A 25474-nucleotide genomic window follows, 5' to 3' on the forward strand; every position below is an offset into this window, starting at 1 on the left:
TCTTGACATTATTTAAATCTATAATAAAATATACCTTATCTATCGGAATAGTACAATTTAAAAAGGCAAAATGAAAAATTTAGGAGGAACACGAAATATGGAGTTGGCAAAAAGTAGGGGGACAAACTTCAGCGAAGCAATTGGTGACACTTACGGCAAACTGCTGCAGAACTCCTCGTACCGGTATTTCGCCCTTGTGCTGGGCGCACCCGTCAATCTGTTCACGCTTCTCGTTCATCGTGTTCGTAAAGCCGGGGATATTTATACTTCCGTTCAAAGGGAGACGCGGCAGGAACTGCTGACCTCAGGGCTTCAGGAGCAGCTCCAGAGCGAGTTCGCTGAACAATTGCACAGTAAAGTGAGGTTCTTCGGGCAGCAAGCAAGTGTTGCTGAGCTTGACAGCCAAGCGGGGCAGCTGGCGGCAGAACGCTTTGAGAAGATTGCTGCCGAACGTTTAGACAGCAGGTTGAGGGAGAAGGGACTCGCCAGGTCAACGTTTATCAGCACCTTTCAGGCGTTGCTGCGGCATCCGTGGTTTTTATTGTTATCTATTATTCCAGGCTTTCCTTTATATCTATTAATCTTTTTGTATAGCAGCCCTTATCTCAAATACATATTTGAAAGACTGGTAATGACGGTATTCGTTATTTTCGGAGTTGCAGTCCTTGTATTTACAATTTTGTATATTTCACCGTTTGATCCTGCGGTCAATATCCTCGGCCAGACGGCCACCGATGCGCAGATCACTGAGTTCAACCGGGTATACGGACTGGATCAGCCGTACCTTATGCAGCTATGGGACAATGTTAAAGGGATTGCTATGTTCGATCTGGGAAAATCCTTCGCGGGGAACGAAGACATTGTAACGGCGATTGGCCGCAAATTTCCAGTTACGCTGGAACTGACATTGCTGTCTATGCTGATGGCGATCGTTATTGCCATCCCCATCGGAATCATCTCTGCCACCAAACCAAACTCCTGGTTCGACTATACCTTCATGCTCATCGCGCTGATCGGTTTGTCGATCCCGAGCTTCTGGCAGGGGCTGGTCTTTATCCTGGGCTTCTCCATTAAGCTGCAGAGGCTTCCGGCTACCTTTAGCCCAAACAACTGGATGACCTTGATTATGCCGGTGGTGGTACTGGGAACAGGACTGACTGCCGCGATTGCCCGAATGACCCGGGCTTCCACGCTTGAGGTCATTCATGAAGATTACATAATTACGGCAACCGCCAAAGGTCTCAGTAAACGGAAGGTGCTGCTGAAGCACGCCGTACGCAATGCGCTCATTCCAATCGTAACCGTCATTGGCCTCCAGTTCGGAGGCATGCTGGGCGGGGCAGCCGTTACGGAGAAGGTATTCAACATCAGCGGGCTGGGCAGCTATATCGTGGATAAGCAGTTCATTCCCGACATTCCGGCCATTATGGGCGGCGTAGTCTATACGGCGATCACCATTTCCTTGATCAACGCCACTATTGACATTCTGTACGCCTTTGTGGACCCGCGTATCCGTTCAAAAATGAAACAATACTGATAGCAGGTGAACATTCATGGTCAACGCAAGCGCCGCAAGGCGCGAAACACAGCTAAAGCTCAAAACCTCCCAGGAGTACCGCCAGGCAGGTTTTGCCTCGGTCGGTTCCCTCATCGTAACACTCGTCTTGTTGCTGGGCAGCTACGATTGGGAGACTCAAGCCATTAAGCCTTATGTATGGATGGCCTGCGCCATCTATGGCATCTTTACCTTGCTGCAAGTTCTGCTCACCCTGCTGATTCGCAAAGATATTATGGTCCGGGGAGAAATCCATAGCGTAACCCGCGCTTTGGGCTACGTCCAGATATTAAGCCTGATCTCAGGTAATATCTTCCTCGTTCCGGCAGCTTTTCAGCTGATCCGGCAGCACAAGTCACCGGAGTATACTCTAGCGGTGTATACGCTGCTGACACAGATAGCTGTTATTGCTGTGTCTGCAATTAACCTGTACAAGCCTTACGTAGCAGATACCTTCCTGACAGGAATGTTTATCCTTCTGGCAGTAACCGTTTTTCATCTGCTCGTTGTCGTACTCACAGCTAAATTCGTGCGGCGGCGCCAAGTTCCCCGCCGGCTGGTCTGGGTGGCCTATCCGCTGCTGCTGACCTCGCTGACCGGTAATTTATTCGCGCTGGCGCTGGGCATCATCCTGCTGATCCGTATCCGTAACAGAGACAATCCTGCGGTAGCCGGTTGGGAGGATGTGCTGGAACGGCTGACCCGCAACACAACTGCGATGCTGGGGATGCTGTTCATTGTCTTTTTATTCTCCATCTCTGTCTGCAGTTACGTCACCTTTGATTACGGCATGGCTGTGGATAACAACTACTCACTGATTCTGCAGCCGCCGTCACTGGCGTATCCGCTGGGCACCGACAATTTCGGACGCTGCCTGTTCACACGTATTATCTTCGGAGCTCGAATTTCCCTGATTGTCGGTGTGATGTCCACCATTCTACCCCTTTTTCTAGGGGGTGCACTCGGGGCGATTTCCGGCTACTATGGCCGCTATACCGACAACATCATCATGCGCGTGCTCGATGTTCTGTATGCTATTCCCGGCATCCTGCTGGCCATTGCGATTATTGCCGCCTTTGGCGCCAATACGGTCAATCTGATTCTCGCACTCAGCGTCGGGGCCATCCCGACCTACGCGCGGACCATGCGGGCCAGTGTGCTGCAAGTGTCCACTTATGAATACGTGGATGCCGCGCGGGCCTTCGGTTCCAGCAATGCAGCCGTTATTTTCAAGCATATTGTTCCGAATTCACTGGCTCCGATGATCGTCAAGTCCACCCTGACCATTGGCGGTGCGGTCATCTCCACCAGCAGTCTCAGTTTTCTGGGGTTGGGCATCGAACCACATATCCCGGAATGGGGCAATATTCTCAAGCTGGGCAGCACCTACCTGGAGACGAACTCCTATCTGGCGATTTTCCCGGGGCTGGCGATTATTGCACTCGTCCTATCGTTCAACTTCCTGGGCGATGGGCTGCGCGATGCGCTTGATCCCAAGATGGATTAACGGATCTACCGGAAATTGCGTCCTTGCTGACGTTTTTCATAAAGAAACTATTTATATTCTGGGGAGGAAATTGTAATGAAAACAAGATCTACACTGGCTCTGCTGCTGACTCTGGTGCTTATCCTTAGCGGATGCTCTGTAGCAACCAAATCCAATACAGCCGGCAGTACCACCGAACCGGTTTCTTCCGAAACGCCGGCTACAGAAACTGCTGCTGCTGAGCCGGTTGAGATTGAAGTACTCGGCCAGAGCAGCAATGAGTCTGATCTGAACATTGTCAGAGACCAGCTGACTAAGAACGGCTTCAACGTGAAGCTGAATATCCAGCCTGACTACGCAAGCTTCAAAGCCCAGGAGGATGCAGGCAACTATGATGTGTCCATGTCCGGATGGACAACGGTTACCGGCAACCCCGATTACGCGGTCAGATCGCTGTTCAAGACCGGAGGCGACTATAGTATCCAGTCAGATCCTGAGCTGGATGCGCTGATTGACAAAGCGGCTACGCAAACTCCGGCAGAGTATGTACAGACCTACAAGGCTTTGGAGCAACGCCTGGTGTTCGATGAGGCCAGGATTGCCCCCTTGTATATCTCCTTGAAGAGCCAAGCTCTCAACAAAGAGATTCTGAAGCCGGATTCTGTAAGATTGTCCAAATCGCGGGCGCTCGCCTGGGAAGACATTGATTTCAATGACACCTCCAAACGCGCCACTCAGCCGTTGATCCTGGCCCAGGCGGCTTCCAACCTGACCTCCCTGGACCCGATTAAAGGCAATGACGGTTCAATCAACCAGCTCAATACGAATATGTATGTGCGCCTGGTCAACCTGACCGATGATGACAAAATCACTTCCGAAGCTTCGCTGTCCCGCAATTACAGCATTGCCGACGGCAACCAAGACTATTATTTCATTCTCCGGGACGATATCAATTTTGCAAAAATTGAGAATAAAAAGGCAGTAGATACCGGGGAACGCGTAGGCGGCGATGATGTCGTATTTTCTCTGGACCGTGCTAAGAACAAGGATTCTGTGCCGGATCACCGCACCTACAGCCTGCATGAGCACATCAAGACCGCCCAGGTGTTCACCGACCTGAATGCACTGGGTTCCATCCAGCAGGCAGGCGGAAAGGGTACCGTTAAGGAAGCCCTGGAACAAGGTCTTGAAGCGCCAATCGCTGAGCTCGTAGCAGACAAGAAGCAAGCGGACAACAAGCAAGGCAAATATCAAGTCATAAAGCTGACAACTACTGAGCCCTTTCCGCAAGTGCTGAACTATCTGGCGCATCAATCTGCCGGCATCGTCTCCAAGAAGCAAGTAGAGAGCATTAATACTTATGATGTAGCTAAGTTCGACGTCAACAAGGATATTCCTTACGGTGACCAGAACACGGTAACGGAGGGGGACAAATACAACAATACTTTGTATGCCAGCGGTCCTTACATCTTGTCTTACAAGAATGACTATGAAGGGGTCTTCCTGAAGAATCCGGGCTATCAAAAAGGAACAGATAACGAGGCACTTATCAACCAGGTAAATGTACGCTTTATTGCAGATGCTGACAGCACATTGTCTGCCCTGCGCAGCGGCGAAATTTATGTGTATTACGGTGTGCCGGAGACCAAATATGAAGTAGTCGAAGGCGACAGCAAGCTGCAGCTTAAGAGCATCCCGAGCAATGGCGTGAGCTACCTGTTGTTCAACACTAAGAACCGTGATGTAGCGAGCAGTGCAGATCTCCGCAAAGCTATACTCTACTCCATCAATCAGGACGAAATTCTGGCCTTTTACAAAAATAACAAGCTCAAAGCGGTCTCCACAGTAAGCCCGCTGGTCGATACCGGGAATGAGCTGAAGGCCGATCCGGCTAAGGTTAAAGAATTCCTGACCAAATACCAAGCTTCCAAGTAATTAATAAATGACAACGCATGACATACAGACGAGGCGGATAAATCTATAAAACCTTTCTTGCATCAGGCTTACGAAGATCTTCCATTAAACTTAACGCATACCATGAAAAAACCTGAAATTCCTTGTTGCTCAAGGGATTTCAGGTTTCTTTTGTTTTATAGACAAGTGAGATCGCCGCTATTTTTCCACCACAGGTACGCACAGATGGGCCTCGAATCTTTCGTCATCAGGTCCTGACTTCTCTGTATAGTTGATGAAGAAAACACCGTCTTCGTTGAACTTGAATTCACCTGATGGCAGCCATTCCTGATGGATATAATCCCATGTGTTTTGAAACGCAGCTGCCGGCACACCCTTGGCGATAAAAATGGCATATTTGGATGCGGGGTAATCCTTATGCACAAGTCCTTCCGGAACTGTACCGGGATCTCCTACCTCAACGCCTAAAAAATAGCCGGTATCCCAGGCGGATTGCTCCCACAGCTTGGGAACCGAATCGCGGCCTTCGAAGATGCCCAGGTAACAGCCGCTGCTCTGGACTTTTGACGGAATGGAATCAAATTTGCTGTCGATATCGAATTCCCCGAAGACATGTCCCCAAATATCGGCATAAGGCTCGCCTGCTTGATTGAGGTTCTGCCAGCCAATGACTTGAAGCTCCGGTAAATCTAGCACATAAGGCTTTTCTCCGCCAATGGAGTCGGTGCGCTGAGGGGCTTCTTTTTCCAGCTGCTGGCGGATCAGTTCGATTACCCGCGGTTTGAATTTAGGGGCGTATCCCTCGGTAGTTCCATCATAGCTGCTCCGTCGTAACGGCTCTGTCATGTATGATTCCTCCTAGTTCATTTGTTCTTCGTCTTCATTATAAATGGGATCTGAAGCGATGGATTGTCCGTTTATAACAGAATGTCCGGCAATAGCAATACACACCTTCATGGAGACCTCTTCATAGGTTTCATTTACGGTATAGAGGGCAAAAGGGCTGCCGGCCCGCCTATAGCAGCAGTTTTCCTCCAGCCAGCGGGTCATAATATCCGCAAGTCCGGTGAAATCCCCGTAACTGTCTGCGGTTAACACTGCATAAAGCCCTGCTTTTAGGGTAACAAGACTCAGACCGTCTTCGGCTGATAATTCGCCCGTTTCTGTCTGCTCGACACCGCACAAGTATCCATTGCTGGTAATCTCCACATAAAACGCCGATGGAAGGAATCCGCGTTGATTGATCTGCGATAAAAGCTTGGCCGAAGCTTCATCCTCCGCATGACTACCCACGGCATGGGCGACGATATAGTGCTGCTGCGCAAATGGGGTTACTTCAATGATGTAGCTGCTTTGCTTGCGGATAATGGGCAGAGATAGACGAAGCTCTTTGATGGTCCCTGTCTTTTGAATGATAAATTCCTCACGGCAATGATCACCTGCCAGGGTGAACACGCTTTTAGCCAGCCAATGGCTGTAAAGGTAGTCCCAGGCCTGGTTGATGCTTCCGGTAAAAGGTACGGATAAGACGGCAAACTCACCGCCGCAAAACGTAGCTGGCTCTATGGAGTGATAACCGGCCTCCCCCAGGGCGGAAATCCAGTAGTCATGATTCCGGGTATCTATGAATATGTTGTACGATTGTCTGGACCGCCCAACCTGCACAGGGGTTAATCCGAAGAGTCTAAAACTCATGCCCGTACGCTTGGTTGTGAAGACCGCTTGTTTCAGTGCGTTGATGGCTTGCTGTTCGATGTCTGTGTCTCCTGCGGCGAGGTAAACGGCGGTCAGGCCATGCAGCGGTTGCCCGGACTGGATCTTAATGGCTGTCTCCGCCAAGTGGAGGGGGAACTGCCCGGGGAGGAAGGTATAGAACACGCTGCTCCGTTTGTATTCCATTGGTGTAAGTCCGACTATTTTTTTAAAGACCTTGGAGAAGGAAGGCAGGGAGTCAAAACCGTTGCCCAGCGCAATTTCGGTAATGGATAACCCGGAGTTCTTGATCTGGGCGCATGCGTTGCTGATCCTTCTTTTGCGGATATAGTCTTTAATGGAATGGCCGGATACGCAATAGAATTCCCGGTACAGCTGCATCAAAGAAACATATCCCGTCCGGGCGAGGTTGTCGAGGCTGATCTCCTCATTCAGATGATCTTCGATATAATCGAAAACCCGCTTCAAAACATCCTGCTTCATAGCCAACCTGCTTTCCGGGGAATTAAACGGTGATGCGTTTCAAACCTCGAGTGCTATATTCTCTGTATACCATAATTAGGGAGGAAGGAAATGACAATTAGCATAATCATTGTGGTATTGCGAACACAAAGATACTCTTCACAGGAGCCGCGGGCTTTTGTGAAGAGTATCTTTTCATATTATAGGGGAGGATTAGTCCAGCAGTTTGGCAATATCGGCTTCGATCTGGTCCGGAGTAGTTTGCGGTGCGAACCGCTTTAGGACACGGCCTTCCTGATCGACCAGGAACTTGGTGAAATTCCACTTGACGCTCTTTGAGCCCAGGACGCCCGGTGCTTCCTTGGACAGGTATTTGAATAACGGATGCGCTTCGTCGCCCTTCACGTCAACCTTCTCGTACATCGGGAAGCTTACTCCGTAATTGATTTCGCAGAATTCGGCGATGTCTTCGCTTTCACCCGGTTCCTGTCCGGCAAACTGGTTGCTCGGAAAACCAAGCACCTCAAAACCACGGTCCTTGAATTTATCGTACACTTCCTGGAGACCCTTATATTGTGGGGTGAATCCGCATTTGCTGGCTGTGTTCACGACAAGCAGCACCTTACCTTTGTACTTGGACAGGGATTCTTCTTCCCCGCGCAGCGTGTTGGCCTCGAAATCATAAATACTCATGAATAACGCCTCCCGAATTTTAATTTATCACAATTTAATTTTACACTATTTATCGTAAGAAGCAACCCGTCAGAATTGTGACAACATTGTATATTCGTTTCAAAATATCTCTGTTGTTTAAATGTAGGGTATGCGACGGTACAAATACATTTTGATAAAGGAGCAGATACAGATGAAAGCATTATATACGGCTACAGCAACGGTTCACGGTGGACGGGAAGGTTCTGTGAAGTCCTCGGATGGTGTACTTGAACATGATTTGAAAATGCCAAAGGAGCTTGGCGGCCCCGGGGGTTCCGGCACAAATCCTGAGCAGCTGTTCGCGGCAGGCTACGGTGCCTGCTATGAAAGTGCGTTGGCCAATATCGCCCGTAAAGAAGGCGTTAAGCTGCAGGATGTGGAGGTCACCGCCAATGTATCCATCGGTAAGGATGACAGCGACGGCGGCTTCAGACTGGCTGTAAGAATGGATGTGAAGCTGCCTGGCATCGACCGTGCGCAGGCGGAGGATTTGGCGGAGAAGGCTCATGCGTTCTGTCCGTATTCCAAGGCAACGCGGGGCAACATCGAAGTTGAACTGAATGTGTTGTAACGAGCAGCCGGTATTTAGAAGGATTTCTGGAAATAATGGCTAAATAGAGACGGTGAGGCAGGAAACAGCCGGGAATAGCGGTCTAAAGGGCGGCTTTGGTTGACATCACCCCTAAAATTCTTTAATATGTCTAAGTATCTGTTATGCACGTGTGCTACTAAGTACCAAAAATATAAATAATGGGTGATGAAGATGTCTTACAGACCGCATATTACGAATGTGACCAAAGCCAGCAGCAATGATAAGGAAGGATTGTACGAGTTCATTATCAAGCTTGCTGACGGAACGGAGTGCCGCGCGTTCTATCATCGGTTTCCGGAATGGAAAATGACGAACATCAGCCGCCTGCTTAAGACACCATGTCCGGTTTGCCGCAAAGATTTCATCTGCAAATGTATGGAATCCTTCACTGCTGATTTCGAAGGGCAAATGCTCGGCGACGAGTGGATCGACAAGGCTATTGCTGAATAATTAAATGGACGGATGATGAGGCGCGGGAGCTATCCCGCGTTTTTGTTTATTTCCGGGGAGATACTATGAAGAGGGGGTGCGGCAAGATGGAGGAAGAGCAATACAAGACGGGCGGTAAGTCTATTGTGCTGATCGACGGCGTATGCCATCTTTGTCAGGGGCTGGTGCGGTTTATTATTCCGCGCGATCCCAAGTCCAGATTTCTGTTCGCCCCCTTGCAGAGTGAGACAGCGGGCGGAATGCTGAGTGCAGGCGGGCTTGGATCAGACCAGCTGAATACGGTCGTGCTGGTGGAGAACGGGACCTGCTATACAGAGTCGGCTGCAGTGCTGCGGATCGCCCGTGGTTTGCGTTTTCCGTGGCCTGCCGCATATATCTTCATACTTGTGCCGCGGCCTCTGAGAGATGCCCTGTACAGGCTTGTGGCAAGGAACCGGTACCGCTGGTTTGGGCGTGATGAGGAATGTCTGCTTCCCACACCGGAAATCCGCAAGAGATTTCTGTAAGGTGCACAGCCGATGTGCATAACCCAAAAAAGCAGCAGGTGGCTATGTCACCTTGCTGCTTTTTGGGCTGGCTTAAACCCCTATTCGGTTTGGAAATAGAGGATTTATTGATTAAGAGCTGTCGTTGTGAGGATATAGGTTTGCGTAAGTTTCCATTTGCCGTCTGCCGTTTTTTTCAGTATATTGACCGATACGGCCCGGCTGTCCTGAAACTCCGGACCTTTTACTTTCTTGGACGTCTGCACTGTGTATACCGCAGCAGTGTCCCCGGTATAATCAATAATTTTAGAAGAGTCAAGCGTAATGGCTAAATCATAGGCTTTAAACATTTGCATATAAAGTTCTTTGCTTTGCTCGTATGCAGGGGAAGTTTCGTCAATGGTGGATAAAGCACCATCCAGATCCTCTTTGTTGGAGTAATCCACATTGGCCTGAACAACAGCTTTAATTTGATCTTCATCCGTTTTGGGTACAGTGACCTTAGACTCCAGCACATCTGCCGGAAGAATGTACTGTAGCGCAGCGATTTGGATACCGCTGATTTGCCAAGCAGAACCGCCGGCTTTTCTGGTGAGGGAGTATACATACTCCGCTTGGCTATCCAGCATGAAGGGACCGCTTACTTTCTCGGAGGTTTCAATCGTGTGTACGGTTGCTTCATTCCCTTTGGAATCAATAATTTCCATCTGGAGGACGGTAGTCTTGGCATCAAAGATCTCGTACTGCTCTTTGATTCCTGGGCCGATCCCTGCCAGTGGGGATTCCGGATCAATAAGGCTCATGAACCCGTCATAGTTCTCTGTATTGGAATACGTCACATATTTATCAAATAATGCGGAGATTCCCTTGACATCAGCGGTGTTCTCCTTGCTTGTAATTGCAACAGTTCTGGAAGCTGCTTTCCACTCCACACTGTTTCCGGTGGCTTCGCTTACAAAGCGCAGGGGAACATAAGTGACTTTGTCAATTGTTTTGGGTGCGGAGGCCAGCTGTTTAACGGTTCCGTTTATAGTTGCTTTTTTGCTTCCGGTCTGCAGCTTGATGCTGAGACCTTCCTTGGTGGCTGTGATCGTGTTACTCTTGGCATCCCAGACCAGCTTCATGCCGAGCTTTTCAAAAATGGGCCGCATAGGGATGAGCACGGAATTGCCCTCCTGAATCGGGGCGGCGGTGGTCAAATTAAGCTTCTGCTGGTCAACGAGTACAGTGATAGGTTTGGTTGCTGCGGCTGCTGACAAGCTGATGGATCCGGATAAGACGAGGGCTGCGAGTAAACTGGGCACTAATTTCATGTTGAATGATCTCCTTTAGTTGTAATCTGGCCGTGCTGAAAGCTGACTGAATAATAGTATAGGGGAGTGGAATGATCCGGTAAATATCCAACTCAGGATATGGTGCGGGCTCAGGAATTGGAGTATAGAAGAGGTATTCGTAAAAAAGATATTGCCGCTCTACTGCATATATGCTACTATAGCTGTAAATTAAAGGATAGTAACGGAAGCACCGTTCAATGACCGTATACCACGGTTATTGGCGGTGCTTTTTTTGCTGTCTTTTTTGTTGTCTTTTTTGAAAGGTAAGCATTACAGGAAGGAGAGTGGTTTCATGGCGGCGAGGATCGTACTGGCAGTTCGTGAGAGTCAATACATTGAGCCGTTGCTGCATTACCTGCATCACAGTGAGTACGGGGAGATGCTGCGGATCACAGCTTTCAGCCGGCTGGATACATTTATGGAATTCATGAAGGGAGATGAGCTGCCGGACGCCGTTGTAGGCGATCCCATTTTCGTTGAGGCCTGGCTGGTGGAAGGCAGAAATACTGTTCCTTGGGGTGTTCTAAGCGAGGCCGGGAAGTATTCCAGCAGTAATGCGGGGAGTCTGGCCGGGGGTATGGTGATTGAGAAATATCAGTCGCTGCCCTCACTTCTGGAGTCCATCCTCCGGATAGGCGATGTGAAACGCATGAGGACAGCTTCGGCTGCCAAGGAGGAGACGCTGCTGCTCGGGGTAGTTTCAGCCAGCGGCAGCAGCGGCAAAACAACGATTGCGCTCAATATGGCCAAGCAGCTTGGCGGGATCGGGCTGTCTGTTTTCTATCTAAACCTGGAAAGTGTGGACAGCAGCGGGTTGTTCCTGCGGATGCCCCAGGGCAACGCTTCCGGGCTGGAACTTCTGCTGTATGAGCTTAAAGCAAGCGGCAGCGAAGGAAGCAAGGGGAATGCAGGCAAGCCTGAACTCGGGAGATACGCCGTAAGGCATGACAGCCTCCGCTGTGACGCCTTCAGACCGATCGGTAATTTCAAGGAAATGCTGCAGATGACCCGGCAGGATACGCTGGATTTATTGGAGCTTCTGGCCGGCGATGCTGGCTATGATGTTGTGATTGTAGATACAGGCAGCATTGAGGAAGAGCGGGCCCAGGCAGTGCTGCAGCGGTGCGGCATTCTGCTATGGGCGCTGAACAGTGACGAGGCAAGTATGTATAAGACGCTCAGGTGGCTGGAGCATTGCGGAGATCCGCATTCCGGTCTGCCGCCGGAGGTGCCGGGCAAGAGCAGGTTTGTGATGAATTTTGCCGGGGATTCAGCCGCGGGCTGGCCAGGGCGGGAAGAAATCAGAATAGATGGTGTGCTTCCTTTTATCCCTTCCTGGGCACTGCAGCATCATGTGGAGCTCTGCTTGAATTCTCCGCAGTTTACGGCTGGGGTGCAGCAGCTCTGCACTGATATCATTGAGCCGGCGCTGCCGCGGGTATTCACCGGGGGCTTACATGAATGAAGCCATGTTCAGGAAGCTGCGCGGCGACATACGCGCAGGGCTTGATGTCACTTCGGCTGTCGGAAACCGTGAGCTTAACAGCTATATTGAACGAACCATTCTGGAGATGGACAGCCTGCGTTATTTAACTGCCCAGGAAAAGCATGAACTGGTCAAAAAGCTGTTCGATTCCTTCCGGGGGCTGGATGTGCTGCAGCCGCTGGTGGATAACCCGAAAATCACCGAGATTATGATCAACAGTCATGAGGAGATATTTATTGAAGAGGAAGGGCAGATACGCCGCCTGCCGCTGGCTTTCGAATCCAGGAGCAGACTGGAGGATATTATCCAGACCGTAGTTTCCGGTGTGAACCGGGTGGTTAACGATTCCACCCCGATTGTGGATGCGCGGCTGAAGGATGGTTCCCGCGTCAATATCGTACTGCCGCCAGTGGCCTTGAAGGGGCCGGCGATGACGATCCGCAAATTTCCGGAAACGCCGATGTCGATGAGCGAGCTGGTGCATCGTGGGGCGCTGAGCGGAGAAGCGGCGGAGCTGCTGCAGATTCTGGTCGCTGCCGGATACAACATCTTTATAAGCGGCGGAACAGGCTCCGGCAAAACCACCTTTCTGAATGCTTTGTCTCAATTTATTCCGCCGCAGGAGCGGGTGATCACGATTGAAGACTCCGCCGAGCTGCAGATTGTCACCGTGCCGAATCTGGTCTCGCTGGAGACCCGCAACGCCAACACAGAAGGCCGCGGGGAGATCACGATCCGCGACCTGATCCGCTCCTCCCTGCGGATGCGCCCGAACCGTATCGTGGTCGGCGAGGTGCGGGGGGCCGAGTGTCTGGATATGCTGCAGGCGATGAACACGGGCCACTCTGGGAGCTTATCGACAGGGCATTCCAACAGTGCACAGGATATGGTCAGCCGTCTGGAGACGATGGTGCTCAGTGCAGCTGATTTGCCGGTATCAGTGGTCCGCCAGCAAATCGGCTCTGCGATTGATATCTTTGTCCATCTCTCCAGGCTGCGGGACCGCTCGCGGCGGGTGATGGAAATCTCCGAGGTCATCGGGCTGCGGGATGGGGAGGTGGCGCTGAATCCGTTATATGCGTTTCAAGAAACGGGGGAACGTGAGGGCAGAGTGGAGGGAGGCCTGGTTCCTTGCGGGAATCCTCTAATGCATTCCAGCAAGCTGAAGATGGCCGGGGTACAAAGTTATCCGTTATCGCAATACAGTAGGGGAACTGAGAAGGAGGTGGTCTTCTGATTCATTTGGGGAAGAAGCCGGTCTCTTCGCCGGGCAAGCGGAGGGGGTCCTCCGCAGAAAAGGGAGGGACGTCTGCGGAGGCTGAGGCCGGGGGCAATCCGCAGCTGCCGGATTATACCGTCTATGTATTGACGCCTTTGTCTAGAATGCTGGCTATGCTGGCAGGCGGGCTCCTGCTGTTCGGCATCGGGTACCTGTTCTACCATAACCTGTTGCTGTCTTTGCTGCTTGTGCCGGGGGGAGCTTATGCACCGCGGCTGTTGCGTGATTACCTGCGGCAACGCCGCCGGTCTGCGCTTAACCTGCAATTCAAGCAGACCTTATTTTCGCTCTCTTCTTCGCTGTCCGCCGGACGTTCCGTAGAGAATGCGTTTCGCGAGGCCGTGCAGGATCTGCGGATGCTTGACCCGGAAGGGGGCAGCGATATGATCTTTGAGCTGAATATTATATGTGCCCGGATGGAGTATGGCCAGCCTGTGGAAGAAGCGCTGCAGGATTTCAGCAGACGGGCAGGCATGGAGGATGTGGAACGGTTCGCTGATGTATTCTCTGTCTGCAAGCGGACAGGGGGCGACCTTGTGGAGATTGTGCGCCGCACCTCCACAATCATCGGGGAGAAGCTGGATATCCAGCAGGACATTGCCGTCAGCATCGCCCAGAAGAAATTCGAGGCGAAGGCGCTGCTGGCCTCCCCGCTTGCCATGGTGCTGTTCATGAGCCTGACCGCCGGAGATTATATGGAGCCAATGTATACAGGTGCCGGAATTGCAATTTCCACACTGGCGCTGGGCGGGCTGTTTCTGTGTTATCTCTGGACCTCCAAAATTATGGATATCCCGCTGTAAAGGAGGTGAAAGAATGATTTGGCTGTGCGGTTCGGTCGTTCTGATGTTAGGGCTGGGATGGATATTCCTCCGCCTGAAATGCGGCAGCCGTTATGCCGGGCTTCGCGGTCTGCCTATGGATGGACTGCGGCTGCGCGGATTGGGCGAGCCCTTCCTGCTGCTGATTGAGCAGTGGGGAATTGGCAGTCATATTCCTTCGGTGATGTTCCGTATTCAGCGATCCTTGCAGCGCAGTTACGGCATGCGTTACAGCGCAGAACGGACGCTGCTCTTTATGGGAGAAATGTTCAGCTACAGCTGGCTGCTGCTTATCGGTGGAAGCGCGCTGACACTGTTCAGCGGCGAGAAGGCGGGAATTCTCCTGGGGGCTGGTCTGGCAGTTATTCTGCCCGTTGCACTGGTCAGTGATCTGCACAAGAAGGTAAGGCTGCGGGAGCAGAATATTATGCTGGAGCTGCCCGAGCTGCTGAACAGTATTGTCCTGCTGGTCGGCGCCGGGGAGAATGTGCAGCGGGCGATTATCCGCTGCGTGGAGAGCCGGAAGGGAGATTACAGCCATCCGCTCTATAAAGAGCTGTCGATTATGACTGGGGAGTGGGAGAGCGGCTACTCCTTTCAGCAGGCGTTTGAGAATTTCAGCAAACGCTGCGCGGTACAGGAGGTATCGCTATTTACAACCACGGTGCTGCTGAATTACCGCAGAGGCGGAGCCGACTTTGTCTTGTCCCTGCGCGATCTTTCGCGGATGCTCTGGGAGAAGCGGAAGGCGATCAGCCGGACGCGGGGGGAGCAGGCTTCTTCGAAGCTGGTGTTCCCGATGGTGGTTATCTTTTTAATTGTAATCATTCTGGTGGGCACACCGGCATTTATGATGATGAAAATGTAGGAGGATGAGACGAATGATGACATTCATAACAGAAGGCGCTAAGAACTTGTGGAAGGACGAGGAAGGGCTGGGCACGCTGGAGATGATCCTGATTATCGCTGTACTGATTGCTGTAGTTTTGGTGTTCCGCAAGGAGATTGTCAAAGTGGTAGAAGACTTGATCAGCACTGCAGGAAGCAAGAGCCAGGAAGTATTCGAATCATGAAGCTGGAGGATGACGAAGGCAGCTTTACTATCGAAGCTTCACTTTTGCTGCCTATCATCATGTGTATTACGATGCTGCTGCTATTCTTCTGCCTGTACAGTTACCAGAAGTCGATGCTGCTGCAGGTCGCTTCCGCTGCTACTGAACGTGCGGCCTACAATTGGGACAATAGCCATAAAGAGACGGAAGGATCATTTGTTATTGGCGAGTATGACTCCCTGTATTGGCGGATCGGCGAGGATGGACTGCTAGCTTCTTTATTCGGGCTTAGTGCCGGGAACGGCGGGGCTTCTGTTACACTGCCGAATGCTGCCGAGGGTACTGGCACCTTGCCTGTAATTAAGCTTCAGCAATCTTCCGGCATAGTTCCGGCAAATTTGAGTGGCCAGATGAATTATGCCTACAGTTTAACCGGCCGGAAGATCAGTGCGGAATTGAAGCAAATGCTGAATCTGCCTGTGCTGGATGAGATGCTGGAGGACGAGGCCAACCCTCAAGTGAAAGCCCAGTCCGTTGTTTCTGAGCCTGTTGAGTTTATCCGAACAGTAGATCTGATGCGTTATTATGGTGCGAAGTTCAAAGGAGGCACGGAGAGTGGCAATACCGGAACAAGCATGGAAAAGAAAGATGCGTCCCAGATGCTGAAGAAGCTGCGCTAATCCGGTTTGTGAACTTCAGAACCCAAAAGAGGCTAAGGGAGGGGGCACAGATGAGGAGTAGAAAAGGTACTGCCTGCAGTCCAAGAAAAGCGTTCAATTCGTGGCGAAAGAAAGGAACAGAGGGATCGGTTTCTATTTTCCTGATTATGATACTGGCCTTCGTGTTCCTGTTCACCGCTGTGCTGATAGATTATGCACGGATTGCCGCCGTTAATGTGCAGCAGGAACGTTTGGCGAGAGCCGCAGTCCGTTCGGTAATGTCTTCTTATGATATTCAGCTGCGCGAGAGCTATGGCCTGTTCGCCTTTGGCGGCAGTGACGGCAATCAGCTGCTGTCCGGGGTGCTGAACGACAATCTATACGAGAGCGGGCGGGGAGATGCTTTTAATTTATTGCCCTTAGGACTGGATTCTTCGGTCTTGAATTGGAGTCGCCCTCTTGGAAGCTACGATGTTTTTCAAAGGCAGATTGCTGAGGAGATGAAGTATAAAGCACCGGTCGATTTTGCCCTGGAGCTGGCCGGAAAGTTTAAGCCGCTCTCGGCGGCTATGGGTGAGGCTTCACGCTCAACCAAATTATTCAGCAAGCTGCAGCCCTTGTATGATGAACGCGAGGCTGCACTGGATCTTATGATGGAGCGGCGAAAGCAGGCTGCGGAAAGCGTAAGATCCCTTCAAGAACTGATTATGAATCCGCCGGGAGACCATATTGAGTACCGTTTTCTGGGGGAGATCACTTCTGCGGCTGACATTGCAGCGATGTATGACGACTATGTCGGCAAATACTATGCGGATTTTTACCGTGAAGAGGATGAATATTCCAGATACAGCAGTCAGATCAGCGAGTATTTAAGACAAACTACGGAGTTTCTTCCGAGGATTCCGTCAGCACTGACTCTTTTTCGTACGGAGCATACCCGGCTTATCGCTGATGCCGGGTATGCGCTGCAAAGAGTCAGGGAGCTGAATGAAGAGATGAGGTACATACTTGAACAGTCCAGAACTAACGGGGCGGGGAGTGCCGAAGATAGTGCGCGGAATTGGGAAATACCGGGAAGTGCCGGTGAACTGAGCGCAGAGCCGCTAAAAAAAATGCGGGAGCAGGAGGATTCGCTTATTCTCGCACCGGCAGAGATCAGCGCCATGGAGCATGACTTAAATGTTCAGGAAACTGCCTCTCAGACAGCGGAGCAGGCAGCTTCCGGATTGCCGGGCGCATTGAATGGAGCCACGGGGCTGGATGCGGATTTTGGCAGCATGAATATGGCAGTTTTGAACGCTTTACAGGCCGTCACCAGTTACCTCCAGCACTATGGTGAACATGGAGATATCATTGCTGCTGAAGCCGGGAAGATTGAAGCCCACCGAACTTCGGACAGAGAGCGCAAGCAAATCGAACGGCAGGCAAAAGCCAAGCTGAACGATGCGATGAAGCTGTTGGATCAGATTCGTCAGCTTGGCGACAGCGCCGGAGCAGCGAGGGAACGTTATCAGACGCTGAGCCAATATTTTCAGGACAACATTCAGCTGAACAGTGGATCGGACCAGGAAGCCTCGAATGCGCAGAACACATCGGATCCTTATGCAGCTGGAAGTTCTTCGATGGCAAAGACAGACGATATTTATGCCGCAATGGGCAGCATTATGGAGGGTGCCAGAGACCGGCTGTTCCGAACAGAATATTCTGCAATGTATTTTCCGCATTTCGATCTTTCAAAGTTGACTCCGGTAGCTTCCGGCTCCGCAGGTGCCGCCGCAGCGCCGCTTGCGGACCAGCTTGATCCCCATACCCAGGAGCTTGAATATATTCTCTACGGCTTCCATAACCCAGCGGGTAATGTGGCGGCAGCGTACGGTGAAATCTTTGCGCTGCGGCTGGCCATCCGCACCATGGAGGGCTTTATTGAAAGTTCGCGTCTCGGCAATCCGCTGGCGATTCTAGCTGCAGCGCTGCTGTACGGAATCGAGCAGGCTGTTCAGGATATGCTGCTGCTATGCAGGGCAGGGGAAATCCCGTTGTCCAAATACATGCCTGCAAAGCTGTCCTACCGTGATTATTTGCGGTTGTTCATGCTCCTGCATGGAGGGGGCGATGTGCAGCTCTCCCGCATGCTCGCCTTGATCCGGCTGAACACCGGAATTAATCCGGCCGAGAAATTCACCTATGCCTCGGCGGAGATTAAGATGGCGATGCCGCTTTGGTTTTTGCCAGGCGTAGTGAAGCTGGTGGACTACAGCGCCGGTCTTCCCGGGGATGTTCAGGGCAGATTGTATTACAGAGGGGTAAAGGCTGATTTTTCATATTAGCGGGAGGTTGCAGAATGAAGCAATGGCAGAGCCTAACCAGACAGCGGGATGAAGGCAGCATGGTTGTTGAGGCGGCTATGGTTCTCCCCATGTTTCTGCTGTTTGTCCTGTTCCTGATTTTTATCGTGCAGATGACCTTGTACTCTACAGCCTTGCAGAGCACAGCTTCGGATACGGTCAAGGTGATATCGGCCCACATGTATCCGGCGGCACTGGCTGCGCAGAAGTGGGGGGAAGAACAAGGAGCAGATAGCGGAACAGCAGGTCAGCCGGCTGCAGCAGGAAGCACTGGTGGAAGCATAGGAAGGGAAGCTGACACAGCTGCGCCAATCAATGCTGGCGTAGCAGGAGGCACATCCCCGTTATCATCCGGGACTTGGAGTATCCCGCGCCTGTCGCTTGAGCAATGGGGTGAAAGCTTCGCCGCAGACCTTCCTGAACCCTTGAACGAGTGGGTCAACGCTGCGATACAGCGGGGTGAAGGCCCGCTTCAGGAGCTTCAGGCTGAGGCGTCGCAGTCGGTGCTGGATCTTGCGCTGAAGCCAATAATGAAGCCTTATCTCTCATCTGACTGGCTGGATTATGAACGGATTCATGTCTCCAATGCCATTATTCCGGAGCTGAAGAGAGGCGCACGTCCTTATTTTGGTCTGGTCGTCAGCTACGAGCTGCCGATGAAGGTCCCCTTTCTGAACCGGAGCATTGTATTGGAGGCAAGTGCGGTGGAGCGGCTGTGGATTGGCGATACCGGAGAAACAGGGACAGAGGGAGACGGCGGTGCCGGAGAAGAGCAGCATTCCATTGTAGTCCTGGCGAAGCCGAATCCGGGGGTGGCAAATCATCAGGGCAAGATCCGGGTTAAAGTTCCGCCAAATGCTTCGGCAAACTTGTCGATATTTTATAAAAGCGGCCAGAGTACGGCCAAATATCTGGGCTGGAAGCAAGCTGATGAAGGCGGGTATATCGAATGGGAATGGAAAATCGGCGTGAATACAACACCGGGTTCCTGGCCTTTTGTAGTCCGTCTGGATGACGGTACATTCCTAGAGGCGGCATTTACGGTTGTGAAATGAACATGGCGGAAGAAGGATGTTATGTATGACGGAATGGGCATTTTGGGGTTGTCTGCCGTTTCTAACGGCGGCGTTAATAACCGATATCCGGTGGATGAGAATACCGAACTGGATTTCAGTCTCTGCACTGACGACAGGCCTCCTTGTGCAAGGCATAATGAACGGCTGGCACGGATTGCTGTTCGCTGCCTGCGGTGCGGGGGTTGGATTTACATTGCTGCTGATCCTGTATGTTATGGGCGCTGTCGGCGCTGGAGACGTTAAGCTTTTTGCAGGAATAGGTGCATGGACGGGTGTGCTGTTCATGCTGCAGGTCATGATGTATTCTATCCTATTCGGTGCTGTAATCGGCTGGATGATTGTCTTGTGCAGACGGGAGGCAGGAAGGCGGATTCGCGGTATTGTCAGCAGGACTGCCGGATTTCTGCTGCTGCGTAATCCGAAAATATTAAAGGCTGGGAACGGCAAGGAAATGCTCAGGTTTCCCTTTATGCTGGCTGTAGTTCCGGGGTTCATTTGTACATATCTCTACTTATAGATTGGAGGTGAAGCTTGATGTTCGGATTGAGCCGCGATTTTGTGCAGCAGGACGGTATCTCTATGCTGCTCGGCAAGCCGGATGGATTGTCTGCGGGCGAGCTTAATATGGTTCAGGCCCGGATGCTGATGAACAGCGGCATTCCGTATCACCTGCGGCTACTGCTCAGAGAAATTGATTTGCAGGTGACCTTGGAATATTCCCTGTCCCGCCGCAAAATGCTCAGTCATTTGCTGAAAAGCGACAGGCTCAGCATGAACGATTTCTTCGGGCTGCTGCTGCAAATTGCCCAGGGAATGGAGGAAGGCCGGCTGTACATGCTGCGGGCGGAGCAATATGCGCTGCATGAGGATTACATTTTTGTAGAAGGTCCGCTGAACGGAGGAAGAGTCTACTTGACCTGCATTCCTTTGCAGCAGCTTGCAGCAACCACGAAGCCGGGAGAATGTCTGAGGTCTTTGATTATGGTGATGATGGCTTCGGTAACAGAGCTTGCCGGAAGCGGTGTGCAGAGACTGCTGCAATATTGTGGAGGAGAGGATTTTACTCCGGCAGGCTTAAGGGATTTGCTCTCGGAGCTGCTGACCGCTGCGGAACCTGTCATTAGACCTTTGAATAATACAGAGCTGCCGCCAGAAATCCAAATATCTCAGGCAGCAGTGCCGCCGGGTGCAGAGAGACATATTCAGGAGAAGGCAAGTGCACGTGAAGCAGGTAAACTGTCCGCTCTGCCAAGGCGTTCGGTATATGGGGTAACCGAGAATGCACAACCTGCAGACAATACCCAGCAGTATGAGCCTCCATGGAACAATGACTTGCCAAAACTTAAGCGGAAGGACGAGGAGGAGGAGACAAAGCCGGATAAAGCGGGCAGTGAGCATCGTCTTTCTTCCCAGTCCTCTGCTAACAGAACCTATGTTGTACTCGGCGGTGTTTTGGCCGACGCGTTGTTATGGAAGTTCCTCTATTTAAATAGTCCCAAGCCGTTATGGTTGGCAGTTTGCGCAATAGCAACGTTAGTATTGGGTGGATTTTGCTGGTTGGTCTGGAGTGAAAGGCTTGTGCTCGGAGGGAGCAAACCAGAGGAGGAGGAAGAGGGCGAAGAAGATGCTGCGGACAAAAGCTGGAGGTCCAAGCGGGAACTGGAATGGGATTTTGGCAGAAATCCGGTAACTCCAGTCCGTACTGAAGCTCCTGTCAGAGCTAGTCCGCAGCTGTTTACAGCTGCAAATGCTGGTGTTCCTGCGGGCATACAAAGAACTGAAGTGGAGATGGAGGAGCGTAGCAGGATTAAGCCGCCGGTGGCTGTAGCCGCGACGGCACTACTCTCCCGGGAAAATCATTCAGAGATGAGGCCGGAGGTAAAGCCGCTATCTGCTTCTCCTTATCTGGAAAGATGCGGTGAGGATGAAAGCGGACCGGCAGAAATCATTGAACTGAACCGCGCCAGCTTCATTATCGGCCGTTCGCCGGAGGTAGCCCAGTATGTAGAGAAATCAGAAGGCGCATCGAGAGTGCATGCTGAAATCTCCAAGAGTGCTGAGGGGTACATCCTGAAGGATCTGGACTCCAGGAACGGCACCCTTTATCAGGGAGAAGCCATGATTCCTTATAAGGAGTACCCGCTGAACGAAGGATCTGTTTTTACCATTGTAAAAGGGTCTTATACGTTTCATTCGCTCTAACCTTGGAGAAACGGGCCGATAGCAGATCTATAATCTATTCTGATCTCAACTGTTCCAGAGCCGGCTGCAAGGTCGGATAAGTAAACGTGAAACCATGCTGAATGGCTTTGGCAGGGAGCACGCGCTGGCCTTCCAGCAAAATTTCCGACAGTTCACCTACAGCTGCTTTTAATAGAAACGCGGGAAGCGGGAACCAATGCGGACGATGATATACTTTGCCGATCATTTTGCCGAAAGCCTCATTTGTAACGGGATTCGGGGCAGTCGCGTTGACAGGGCCTTCTATTCCGGGAGTCTGGATGCAGAAATCGATCAGCCGGGACATATCGGCAAGGTGAATCCAGGACAGCCACTGCTTACCGCTGCCCATTCTGCCCCCGAAGCCCAGAGCATAGGGCAGCTTCATTTTGGGAAATGCTCCGCTCTCGTTGCCGAGCACAACCCCGGTCCGCAGTTTCACCAGTCTAACCCCTGTATAAGCTTCATCCGCTGCTGCTTCCCAGGTCTTGACAACCTCAGACGGAAAGTCCATTACATGGGCCGGTGAGGCTTCGTCAAAAGTATCGGCCAGCGATGTTCCGTAAATGGCAACAGCGGAAGACTGGATCACTACCGGGGGCTTATGCTGCAGCGAATTCAGCAGCTTGGCGGCTGCGGCAACGGTTTCAAGACGGGACTCCATAATAACTTTCTTTCCGCTTGGACTCCAGCGCTGGCTGAGCGAAGCTCCGGCCAGATTGACTAGTGCATCTGCACCTTCAGCAGAACCCGGATTCTTTGAAAGGCTGTCCCAGGTAAGGTAACTGAGTCCCGGATGTATCATTTGGGTTTTGGGCAGCTTGCGTCCGACAATGATGATTTGATGTCCGGCCTGCAGCCAGTATTCTGTAAGCACTCTTCCGATAAAGCCGCTGCCGCCGCAAATTACGTATTTCATATGGCAATCTCCGTTTCAGGACGTCCTGAAGAGACGTTAGTGGTATATCTACAGCAGGAGATAGGCGGATTGTTACTTGATTAAATGCCGGTAAGGTGAGTAGTCGATGCCGTTCTTTTCAAGGAAGGTGATAAGAAACCGGTTATCACGCCGCGGGGTGGCGACAATGTAGCCTTTGATGCAGTGCTCGCGGGTGACTGCCGGAGCATTGCTCTCTACCGCGATTTTACCGATCTCTGCAGCAATGGAATGTTTGGCAATATCGCGGAAAGGTCCGGGCACCGGCTGCACAAGCTGATCCAGGAAAGCCTTCGTCTCGTCGCTCCATAGCGGACGGCTGCGCTCCACCCAGTAATTCTGCCAGTCCAGCTTGGACTTGCCGTCGGCTTTGGGCAGCACCTTCAAAAACTTGCGGAACATGAAATAGCCGCCGATGCACATGCAGCCCAGCAGCAGAAAAGTCCAGAATGCGATGGAGTTCATAAACCAATTGCTTGGTATTGCGGATAATAAGCTCAAGTCTGATTTAAAAGACATGTATACACCGCCTTTGACAATGATGATTGTCACAATCCTTAATCTCTACTAAAGTATAGCGTATTTCCACAGTTTTGCGAAGCGAAAGACGTCCGCGGGAGCTTGCCTAGATTTATTTTCCCGATCACGGTAGAATAAGGGTTAATTCGTGAAGGAAAGAGGGAAAAGGCATGCTGAAAATAGGTTCACATGTGTCCTGCGCGGACAAGGGTCTCCTGAGCGCGGCCAATGAAGCAAATGAGTACGGTTCAAGCTCGTTTATGATATATACGGGAGCTCCGCAGAATACACGCCGTAAGCCGATCGAAGCGATGTACCCTGCTGAAGGGAAGCTCGCTATGCAGACTAACGGAGTCGAGGAAATCGTCGTTCACGCTCCATATATTATCAATTTGGGCTCCTACAAGGAAAACACCTACCAATTGGCGGTTGATTTCCTGCAGGAAGAAATCCGCCGTACCCATGCACTTGAGGTCAAGCACATTGTATTACATCCCGGAGCGTATACCGACAAGGATGCCGAGTACGGAATTCAGCGTATTGCCGAGGGTCTGAACGAGGTGCTTGGCGGTACGAACGAGACAGAAGTACACATTGCTCTTGAGACGATGGCCGGCAAAGGAACAGAGATCGGCCGCAGCTTCGAGGAAATTGCCTCGATCATTGACAAGGTCGTACATAATGAGCGGCTGTCCATTTGTCTGGATACCTGTCACATTCATGATGCCGGATACGATATCGTTGGCGATCTTGATGGTGTACTGCGGAAGTTCGATGAGGTGATTGGCCTGAAACGGCTTGGCGTAGTCCACATTAACGACAGTAAAAATCCGCGCGGAGCGGGAAAAGACCGCCATACCCCGATTGGGTCTGGCTGGATTGGCTTCGAAACGATAAACAATGTGGTTCACCATGAAGCTCTGGCAGGTTTGCCGTTCATTCTGGAGACCCCTTGGATCGGGAAGGACGCCAAGACACTTCGCCCGATGTACGAAGTGGAGATTGCTCTGCTTCGCGGCAATGTGGCTGAACGGTTCGGAGCAGAATTCCTGCAGGAGGTAGAAGAGCTGCATGCTTTCTTTGCCAAGCAGGAGCTGGATTCCCGCAAGTATGTGCTTGATGTGTGGGAACTGCTGAAGAATGATGCCAAAGCCAAAAAGGCTGATCCGCGTGAACCGCTGGAACGTTTATATGATAATATCGCTTCTGCCGGATTGTTCCCGCAGCTTAGCGAGGAAGCCATCAATCAGCGTTTGATCGCCTGGCTGGCCGGCAGACAAGTTCTCGTGAACGCTTAAGCTAAACTACAGATTGCGCAAGTAGATGAGAGGATGGACAGGGGATTATGGAATTACATGTGAAAAGAGATCATTCATCAGGCGAACAATACCCGAATCGGGCGCGCATGCTCATTTCTTGTCCCGACGGACCGGGGATTGTTGCGGCTGTATCGCATTTTCTATACCAGCACGGAGCTAATATCGTGCAATCCGATCAATATACAATGGATCCGGATGGCGGAATGTTCTTTATGAGAGTGGAGTTTGACTTGCCAAAGCTGGAAGAACGTCTGGAAGAGGTACGGTCCATCTTCGGAGGGGTCGCCGAGCGGTTCAAGATGGACTGGCAAATTTTCAATGTAAGCCATAAGAAGAAACTGGCGATTTTCGTCTCCAAAGAAGATCATTGTCTGGTAGAGCTGCTCTGGCAGTGGCAGGCAGGCGATCTGGATGCCGATATTGCGCTTGTTGTCAGCAACCATACCGACATGCAGTCGTACGTTGAGTCTTTCGGTATTCCGTTCCATCATATCCCGGTTACGGCGGATACCAAGATGCAAGCAGAGAAACGCCAGCTGGAAGTCATCGGTGATGATATTGATGTCATCATTCTGGCCCGCTACATGCAGATTATCTCTCCTTCATTTATTGAGCATTACCGGCACCGGATCATCAATATCCACCATTCCTTCCTGCCGGCATTTGTGGGTGGCAAACCCTATGCCCAGGCCTATCAGCGCGGGGTGAAGATCATCGGCGCTACTGCCCACTATGTGACCGAAGAGCTTGACGGAGGTCCGATTATCGAGCAGGATGTGCAGCGGGTTAGCCATAGCGATGATGTAAATGAACTGAAACGTATTGGACGCACCATTGAGCGGGTTGTTCTGGCCCGTGCGGTCAAATGGCATATTGAGGATAGAATCCTTGTTCATCACAATAAGACAGTAGTATTTAATTAATTGAATTCATCCGGTGAAAGCCAGCGTGTAATATCGCTGCCAATTCTGTCCCAATGGGAATACCAACTGTATCGCTAGTGTCATTGACGGCAGTATTGGCCTGGCTTTTACCGGAATCCTTTCTCCAGCCGGG

The 25474-nt window shown here is 51.4% G+C and carries 24 protein-coding genes; 18 read left to right on the top strand and 6 right to left on the bottom strand.

Features of this window, described 5'->3' with window-relative positions:
* Positions 1-97: 97 nt before the first annotated feature.
* From MHI45_RS25430 to MHI45_RS25440, 3 genes are all read left to right on the top strand, one after another.
* Positions 98-1537, top strand: a complete 1440-nt coding sequence (locus tag MHI45_RS25430; protein ID WP_341119610.1) for an ABC transporter permease — start codon at positions 98-100, stop codon at positions 1535-1537.
* A gap of 16 nt (positions 1538-1553) precedes the next feature.
* Positions 1554-3062, top strand: a complete 1509-nt coding sequence (locus MHI45_RS25435; RefSeq protein WP_341119611.1) for an ABC transporter permease — start codon at positions 1554-1556, stop codon at positions 3060-3062.
* A gap of 75 nt (positions 3063-3137) precedes the next feature.
* A complete protein-coding gene (locus MHI45_RS25440; RefSeq protein WP_341119612.1) occupies positions 3138-4976 on the top strand; it encodes an ABC transporter substrate-binding protein in 1839 nt (612 codons plus the stop codon).
* A 177-nt stretch (positions 4977-5153) separates the two neighbouring features.
* Here the strand turns inward: MHI45_RS25440 and MHI45_RS25445 are convergent, their stop codons facing one another.
* The 3 genes from MHI45_RS25445 to MHI45_RS25455 all read right to left on the bottom strand — a co-directional run bounded on the left by MHI45_RS25445 (position 5154) and on the right by MHI45_RS25455 (position 7823).
* A complete protein-coding gene (locus MHI45_RS25445) occupies positions 5154-5801 on the bottom strand; it encodes a GyrI-like domain-containing protein (protein ID WP_341119613.1) in 648 nt (215 codons plus the stop codon).
* Positions 5802-5813: 12 nt separating this feature from the next.
* On the bottom strand, positions 5814-7151 hold the full coding sequence (locus MHI45_RS25450; RefSeq protein ID WP_341119614.1) for a helix-turn-helix domain-containing protein: 1338 nt from the start codon (positions 7149-7151) through the stop codon (positions 5814-5816).
* Between the two features lie 192 nt (positions 7152-7343).
* Positions 7344-7823, bottom strand: coding sequence for a glutathione peroxidase (locus MHI45_RS25455; RefSeq protein ID WP_076111203.1), 480 nt, complete (start codon positions 7821-7823; stop codon positions 7344-7346).
* Positions 7824-7995: 172 nt separating this feature from the next.
* Here MHI45_RS25455 and MHI45_RS25460 point away from each other — a divergent pair, with 172 nt between their 5' ends.
* The 3 genes from MHI45_RS25460 (at position 7996) to MHI45_RS25470 (ending at position 9392) form a co-directional block, all read left to right on the top strand.
* Positions 7996-8415, top strand: coding sequence for an organic hydroperoxide resistance protein (locus MHI45_RS25460; RefSeq protein ID WP_038587029.1), 420 nt, complete (start codon positions 7996-7998; stop codon positions 8413-8415).
* A gap of 192 nt (positions 8416-8607) precedes the next feature.
* The gene (locus MHI45_RS25465; RefSeq protein ID WP_038587032.1) at positions 8608-8886 is read left to right on the top strand and encodes a hypothetical protein; all 279 of its coding nucleotides are present in this window, start codon (positions 8608-8610) and stop codon (positions 8884-8886) included.
* 86 nt (positions 8887-8972) lie between these two features.
* On the top strand, positions 8973-9392 hold the full coding sequence (locus MHI45_RS25470) for a thiol-disulfide oxidoreductase DCC family protein (protein WP_341119615.1): 420 nt from the start codon (positions 8973-8975) through the stop codon (positions 9390-9392).
* A 104-nt stretch (positions 9393-9496) separates the two neighbouring features.
* Here MHI45_RS25470 and MHI45_RS25475 read toward each other — a convergent pair whose 3' ends face one another.
* Complete coding sequence (locus tag MHI45_RS25475) at positions 9497-10684, bottom strand: copper amine oxidase N-terminal domain-containing protein (protein WP_341119616.1); 1188 nt, start codon at positions 10682-10684, stop codon at positions 9497-9499.
* A gap of 313 nt (positions 10685-10997) precedes the next feature.
* On the opposite strand from MHI45_RS25475, the gene MHI45_RS25480 reads away from it, so the two are divergent.
* The 10 genes from MHI45_RS25480 (at position 10998) to MHI45_RS25525 (ending at position 21625) form a co-directional block, all read left to right on the top strand.
* Positions 10998-12170, top strand: a complete 1173-nt coding sequence (locus MHI45_RS25480) for a hypothetical protein (RefSeq protein ID WP_341119617.1) — start codon at positions 10998-11000, stop codon at positions 12168-12170.
* Positions 12163-13428 (top strand): CpaF family protein, encoded by a 1266-nt coding sequence (locus MHI45_RS25485; RefSeq protein WP_341119618.1) that lies wholly within the window; start codon positions 12163-12165, stop codon positions 13426-13428. Before MHI45_RS25480 ends, MHI45_RS25485 begins: the two co-directional genes overlap by 8 nt.
* Positions 13429-13532: 104 nt before the next feature.
* Entirely contained in the window at positions 13533-14273 is a 741-nt protein-coding gene (locus MHI45_RS25490) for a type II secretion system F family protein (RefSeq protein WP_052092462.1), read from the top strand.
* Between the two features lie 13 nt (positions 14274-14286).
* Positions 14287-15159: a type II secretion system F family protein gene (locus MHI45_RS25495; RefSeq protein WP_341119619.1), complete on the top strand. Its 873-nt coding sequence runs from the start codon at positions 14287-14289 to the stop codon at positions 15157-15159.
* 13 nt (positions 15160-15172) lie between these two features.
* Positions 15173-15364, top strand: coding sequence for a Flp1 family type IVb pilin (locus MHI45_RS25500; protein WP_038587051.1), 192 nt, complete (start codon positions 15173-15175; stop codon positions 15362-15364).
* On the top strand, positions 15361-16023 hold the full coding sequence (locus MHI45_RS25505) for a TadE/TadG family type IV pilus assembly protein (protein WP_341119620.1): 663 nt from the start codon (positions 15361-15363) through the stop codon (positions 16021-16023). Before MHI45_RS25500 ends, MHI45_RS25505 begins: the two co-directional genes overlap by 4 nt.
* 50 nt (positions 16024-16073) lie before the next feature.
* A complete protein-coding gene (locus tag MHI45_RS25510; RefSeq protein WP_341119621.1) occupies positions 16074-18329 on the top strand; it encodes a hypothetical protein in 2256 nt (751 codons plus the stop codon).
* A gap of 14 nt (positions 18330-18343) precedes the next feature.
* Positions 18344-19402 (top strand): TadE/TadG family type IV pilus assembly protein, encoded by a 1059-nt coding sequence (locus tag MHI45_RS25515; protein WP_341119622.1) that lies wholly within the window; start codon positions 18344-18346, stop codon positions 19400-19402.
* 25 nt (positions 19403-19427) lie between these two features.
* Complete coding sequence (locus MHI45_RS25520; RefSeq protein ID WP_341119623.1) at positions 19428-19940, top strand: A24 family peptidase; 513 nt, start codon at positions 19428-19430, stop codon at positions 19938-19940.
* Between the two features lie 17 nt (positions 19941-19957).
* Positions 19958-21625, top strand: a complete 1668-nt coding sequence (locus tag MHI45_RS25525; RefSeq protein WP_341119624.1) for a DUF6382 domain-containing protein — start codon at positions 19958-19960, stop codon at positions 21623-21625.
* Between the two features lie 34 nt (positions 21626-21659).
* Here the strand turns inward: MHI45_RS25525 and MHI45_RS25530 are convergent, their stop codons facing one another.
* The gene (locus tag MHI45_RS25530; RefSeq protein WP_341119625.1) at positions 21660-22562 is read right to left on the bottom strand and encodes a TIGR01777 family oxidoreductase; all 903 of its coding nucleotides are present in this window, start codon (positions 22560-22562) and stop codon (positions 21660-21662) included.
* Positions 22563-22634: 72 nt separating this feature from the next.
* Positions 22635-23099 (bottom strand): DUF2621 domain-containing protein, encoded by a 465-nt coding sequence (locus MHI45_RS25535; protein ID WP_038598797.1) that lies wholly within the window; start codon positions 23097-23099, stop codon positions 22635-22637.
* A gap of 170 nt (positions 23100-23269) precedes the next feature.
* Between MHI45_RS25535 and MHI45_RS25540 the strand changes: the two genes are divergently transcribed.
* Both MHI45_RS25540 and purU read left to right on the top strand, forming a co-directional pair.
* Positions 23270-24397 carry a deoxyribonuclease IV gene (locus MHI45_RS25540; RefSeq protein WP_341119626.1) on the top strand — a complete coding sequence of 376 codons (1128 nt, stop codon included), beginning with the start codon at positions 23270-23272 and terminating at the stop codon, positions 24395-24397.
* Positions 24398-24444: 47 nt separating this feature from the next.
* Positions 24445-25341, top strand: coding sequence for a formyltetrahydrofolate deformylase (gene purU / locus MHI45_RS25545; protein ID WP_341119627.1), 897 nt, complete (start codon positions 24445-24447; stop codon positions 25339-25341).
* Positions 25342-25474: the final 133 nt, after the last annotated feature.

It is taken from the genome of Paenibacillus sp. FSL H3-0321, from assembly GCF_038002865.1.
Classification (GTDB): Bacteria; Bacillota; Bacilli; order Paenibacillales; family Paenibacillaceae; genus Paenibacillus_AQ.

Coding starts and splice junctions, on each gene's coding strand:
- MHI45_RS25430 (WP_341119610.1), top strand. CDS start 98: ATGGAGTTGGCAAAAAGTAGGGGGACAAACTTCAGCGAAGCAATTGGT.
- MHI45_RS25530 (WP_341119625.1), bottom strand. CDS start 22,562: ATGAAATACGTAATTTGCGGCGGCAGCGGCTTTATCGGAAGAGTGCTT.
- MHI45_RS25510 (WP_341119621.1), top strand. CDS start 16,074: ATGAGGAGTAGAAAAGGTACTGCCTGCAGTCCAAGAAAAGCGTTCAAT.
- purU (WP_341119627.1), top strand. CDS start 24,445: ATGGAATTACATGTGAAAAGAGATCATTCATCAGGCGAACAATACCCG.
- MHI45_RS25445 (WP_341119613.1), bottom strand. CDS start 5,801: ATGACAGAGCCGTTACGACGGAGCAGCTATGATGGAACTACCGAGGGA.
- MHI45_RS25440 (WP_341119612.1), top strand. CDS start 3,138: ATGAAAACAAGATCTACACTGGCTCTGCTGCTGACTCTGGTGCTTATC.
- MHI45_RS25495 (WP_341119619.1), top strand. CDS start 14,287: ATGATTTGGCTGTGCGGTTCGGTCGTTCTGATGTTAGGGCTGGGATGG.
- MHI45_RS25505 (WP_341119620.1), top strand. CDS start 15,361: ATGAAGCTGGAGGATGACGAAGGCAGCTTTACTATCGAAGCTTCACTT.
- MHI45_RS25480 (WP_341119617.1), top strand. CDS start 10,998: ATGGCGGCGAGGATCGTACTGGCAGTTCGTGAGAGTCAATACATTGAG.
- MHI45_RS25475 (WP_341119616.1), bottom strand. CDS start 10,684: ATGAAATTAGTGCCCAGTTTACTCGCAGCCCTCGTCTTATCCGGATCC.
- MHI45_RS25540 (WP_341119626.1), top strand. CDS start 23,270: ATGCTGAAAATAGGTTCACATGTGTCCTGCGCGGACAAGGGTCTCCTG.
- MHI45_RS25520 (WP_341119623.1), top strand. CDS start 19,428: ATGACGGAATGGGCATTTTGGGGTTGTCTGCCGTTTCTAACGGCGGCG.
- MHI45_RS25465 (WP_038587032.1), top strand. CDS start 8,608: ATGTCTTACAGACCGCATATTACGAATGTGACCAAAGCCAGCAGCAAT.
- MHI45_RS25455 (WP_076111203.1), bottom strand. CDS start 7,823: ATGAGTATTTATGATTTCGAGGCCAACACGCTGCGCGGGGAAGAAGAA.
- MHI45_RS25525 (WP_341119624.1), top strand. CDS start 19,958: ATGTTCGGATTGAGCCGCGATTTTGTGCAGCAGGACGGTATCTCTATG.
- MHI45_RS25515 (WP_341119622.1), top strand. CDS start 18,344: ATGAAGCAATGGCAGAGCCTAACCAGACAGCGGGATGAAGGCAGCATG.
- MHI45_RS25500 (WP_038587051.1), top strand. CDS start 15,173: ATGATGACATTCATAACAGAAGGCGCTAAGAACTTGTGGAAGGACGAG.
- MHI45_RS25460 (WP_038587029.1), top strand. CDS start 7,996: ATGAAAGCATTATATACGGCTACAGCAACGGTTCACGGTGGACGGGAA.
- MHI45_RS25435 (WP_341119611.1), top strand. CDS start 1,554: ATGGTCAACGCAAGCGCCGCAAGGCGCGAAACACAGCTAAAGCTCAAA.
- MHI45_RS25485 (WP_341119618.1), top strand. CDS start 12,163: ATGAATGAAGCCATGTTCAGGAAGCTGCGCGGCGACATACGCGCAGGG.
- MHI45_RS25450 (WP_341119614.1), bottom strand. CDS start 7,151: ATGAAGCAGGATGTTTTGAAGCGGGTTTTCGATTATATCGAAGATCAT.
- MHI45_RS25535 (WP_038598797.1), bottom strand. CDS start 23,099: ATGTCTTTTAAATCAGACTTGAGCTTATTATCCGCAATACCAAGCAAT.
- MHI45_RS25470 (WP_341119615.1), top strand. CDS start 8,973: ATGGAGGAAGAGCAATACAAGACGGGCGGTAAGTCTATTGTGCTGATC.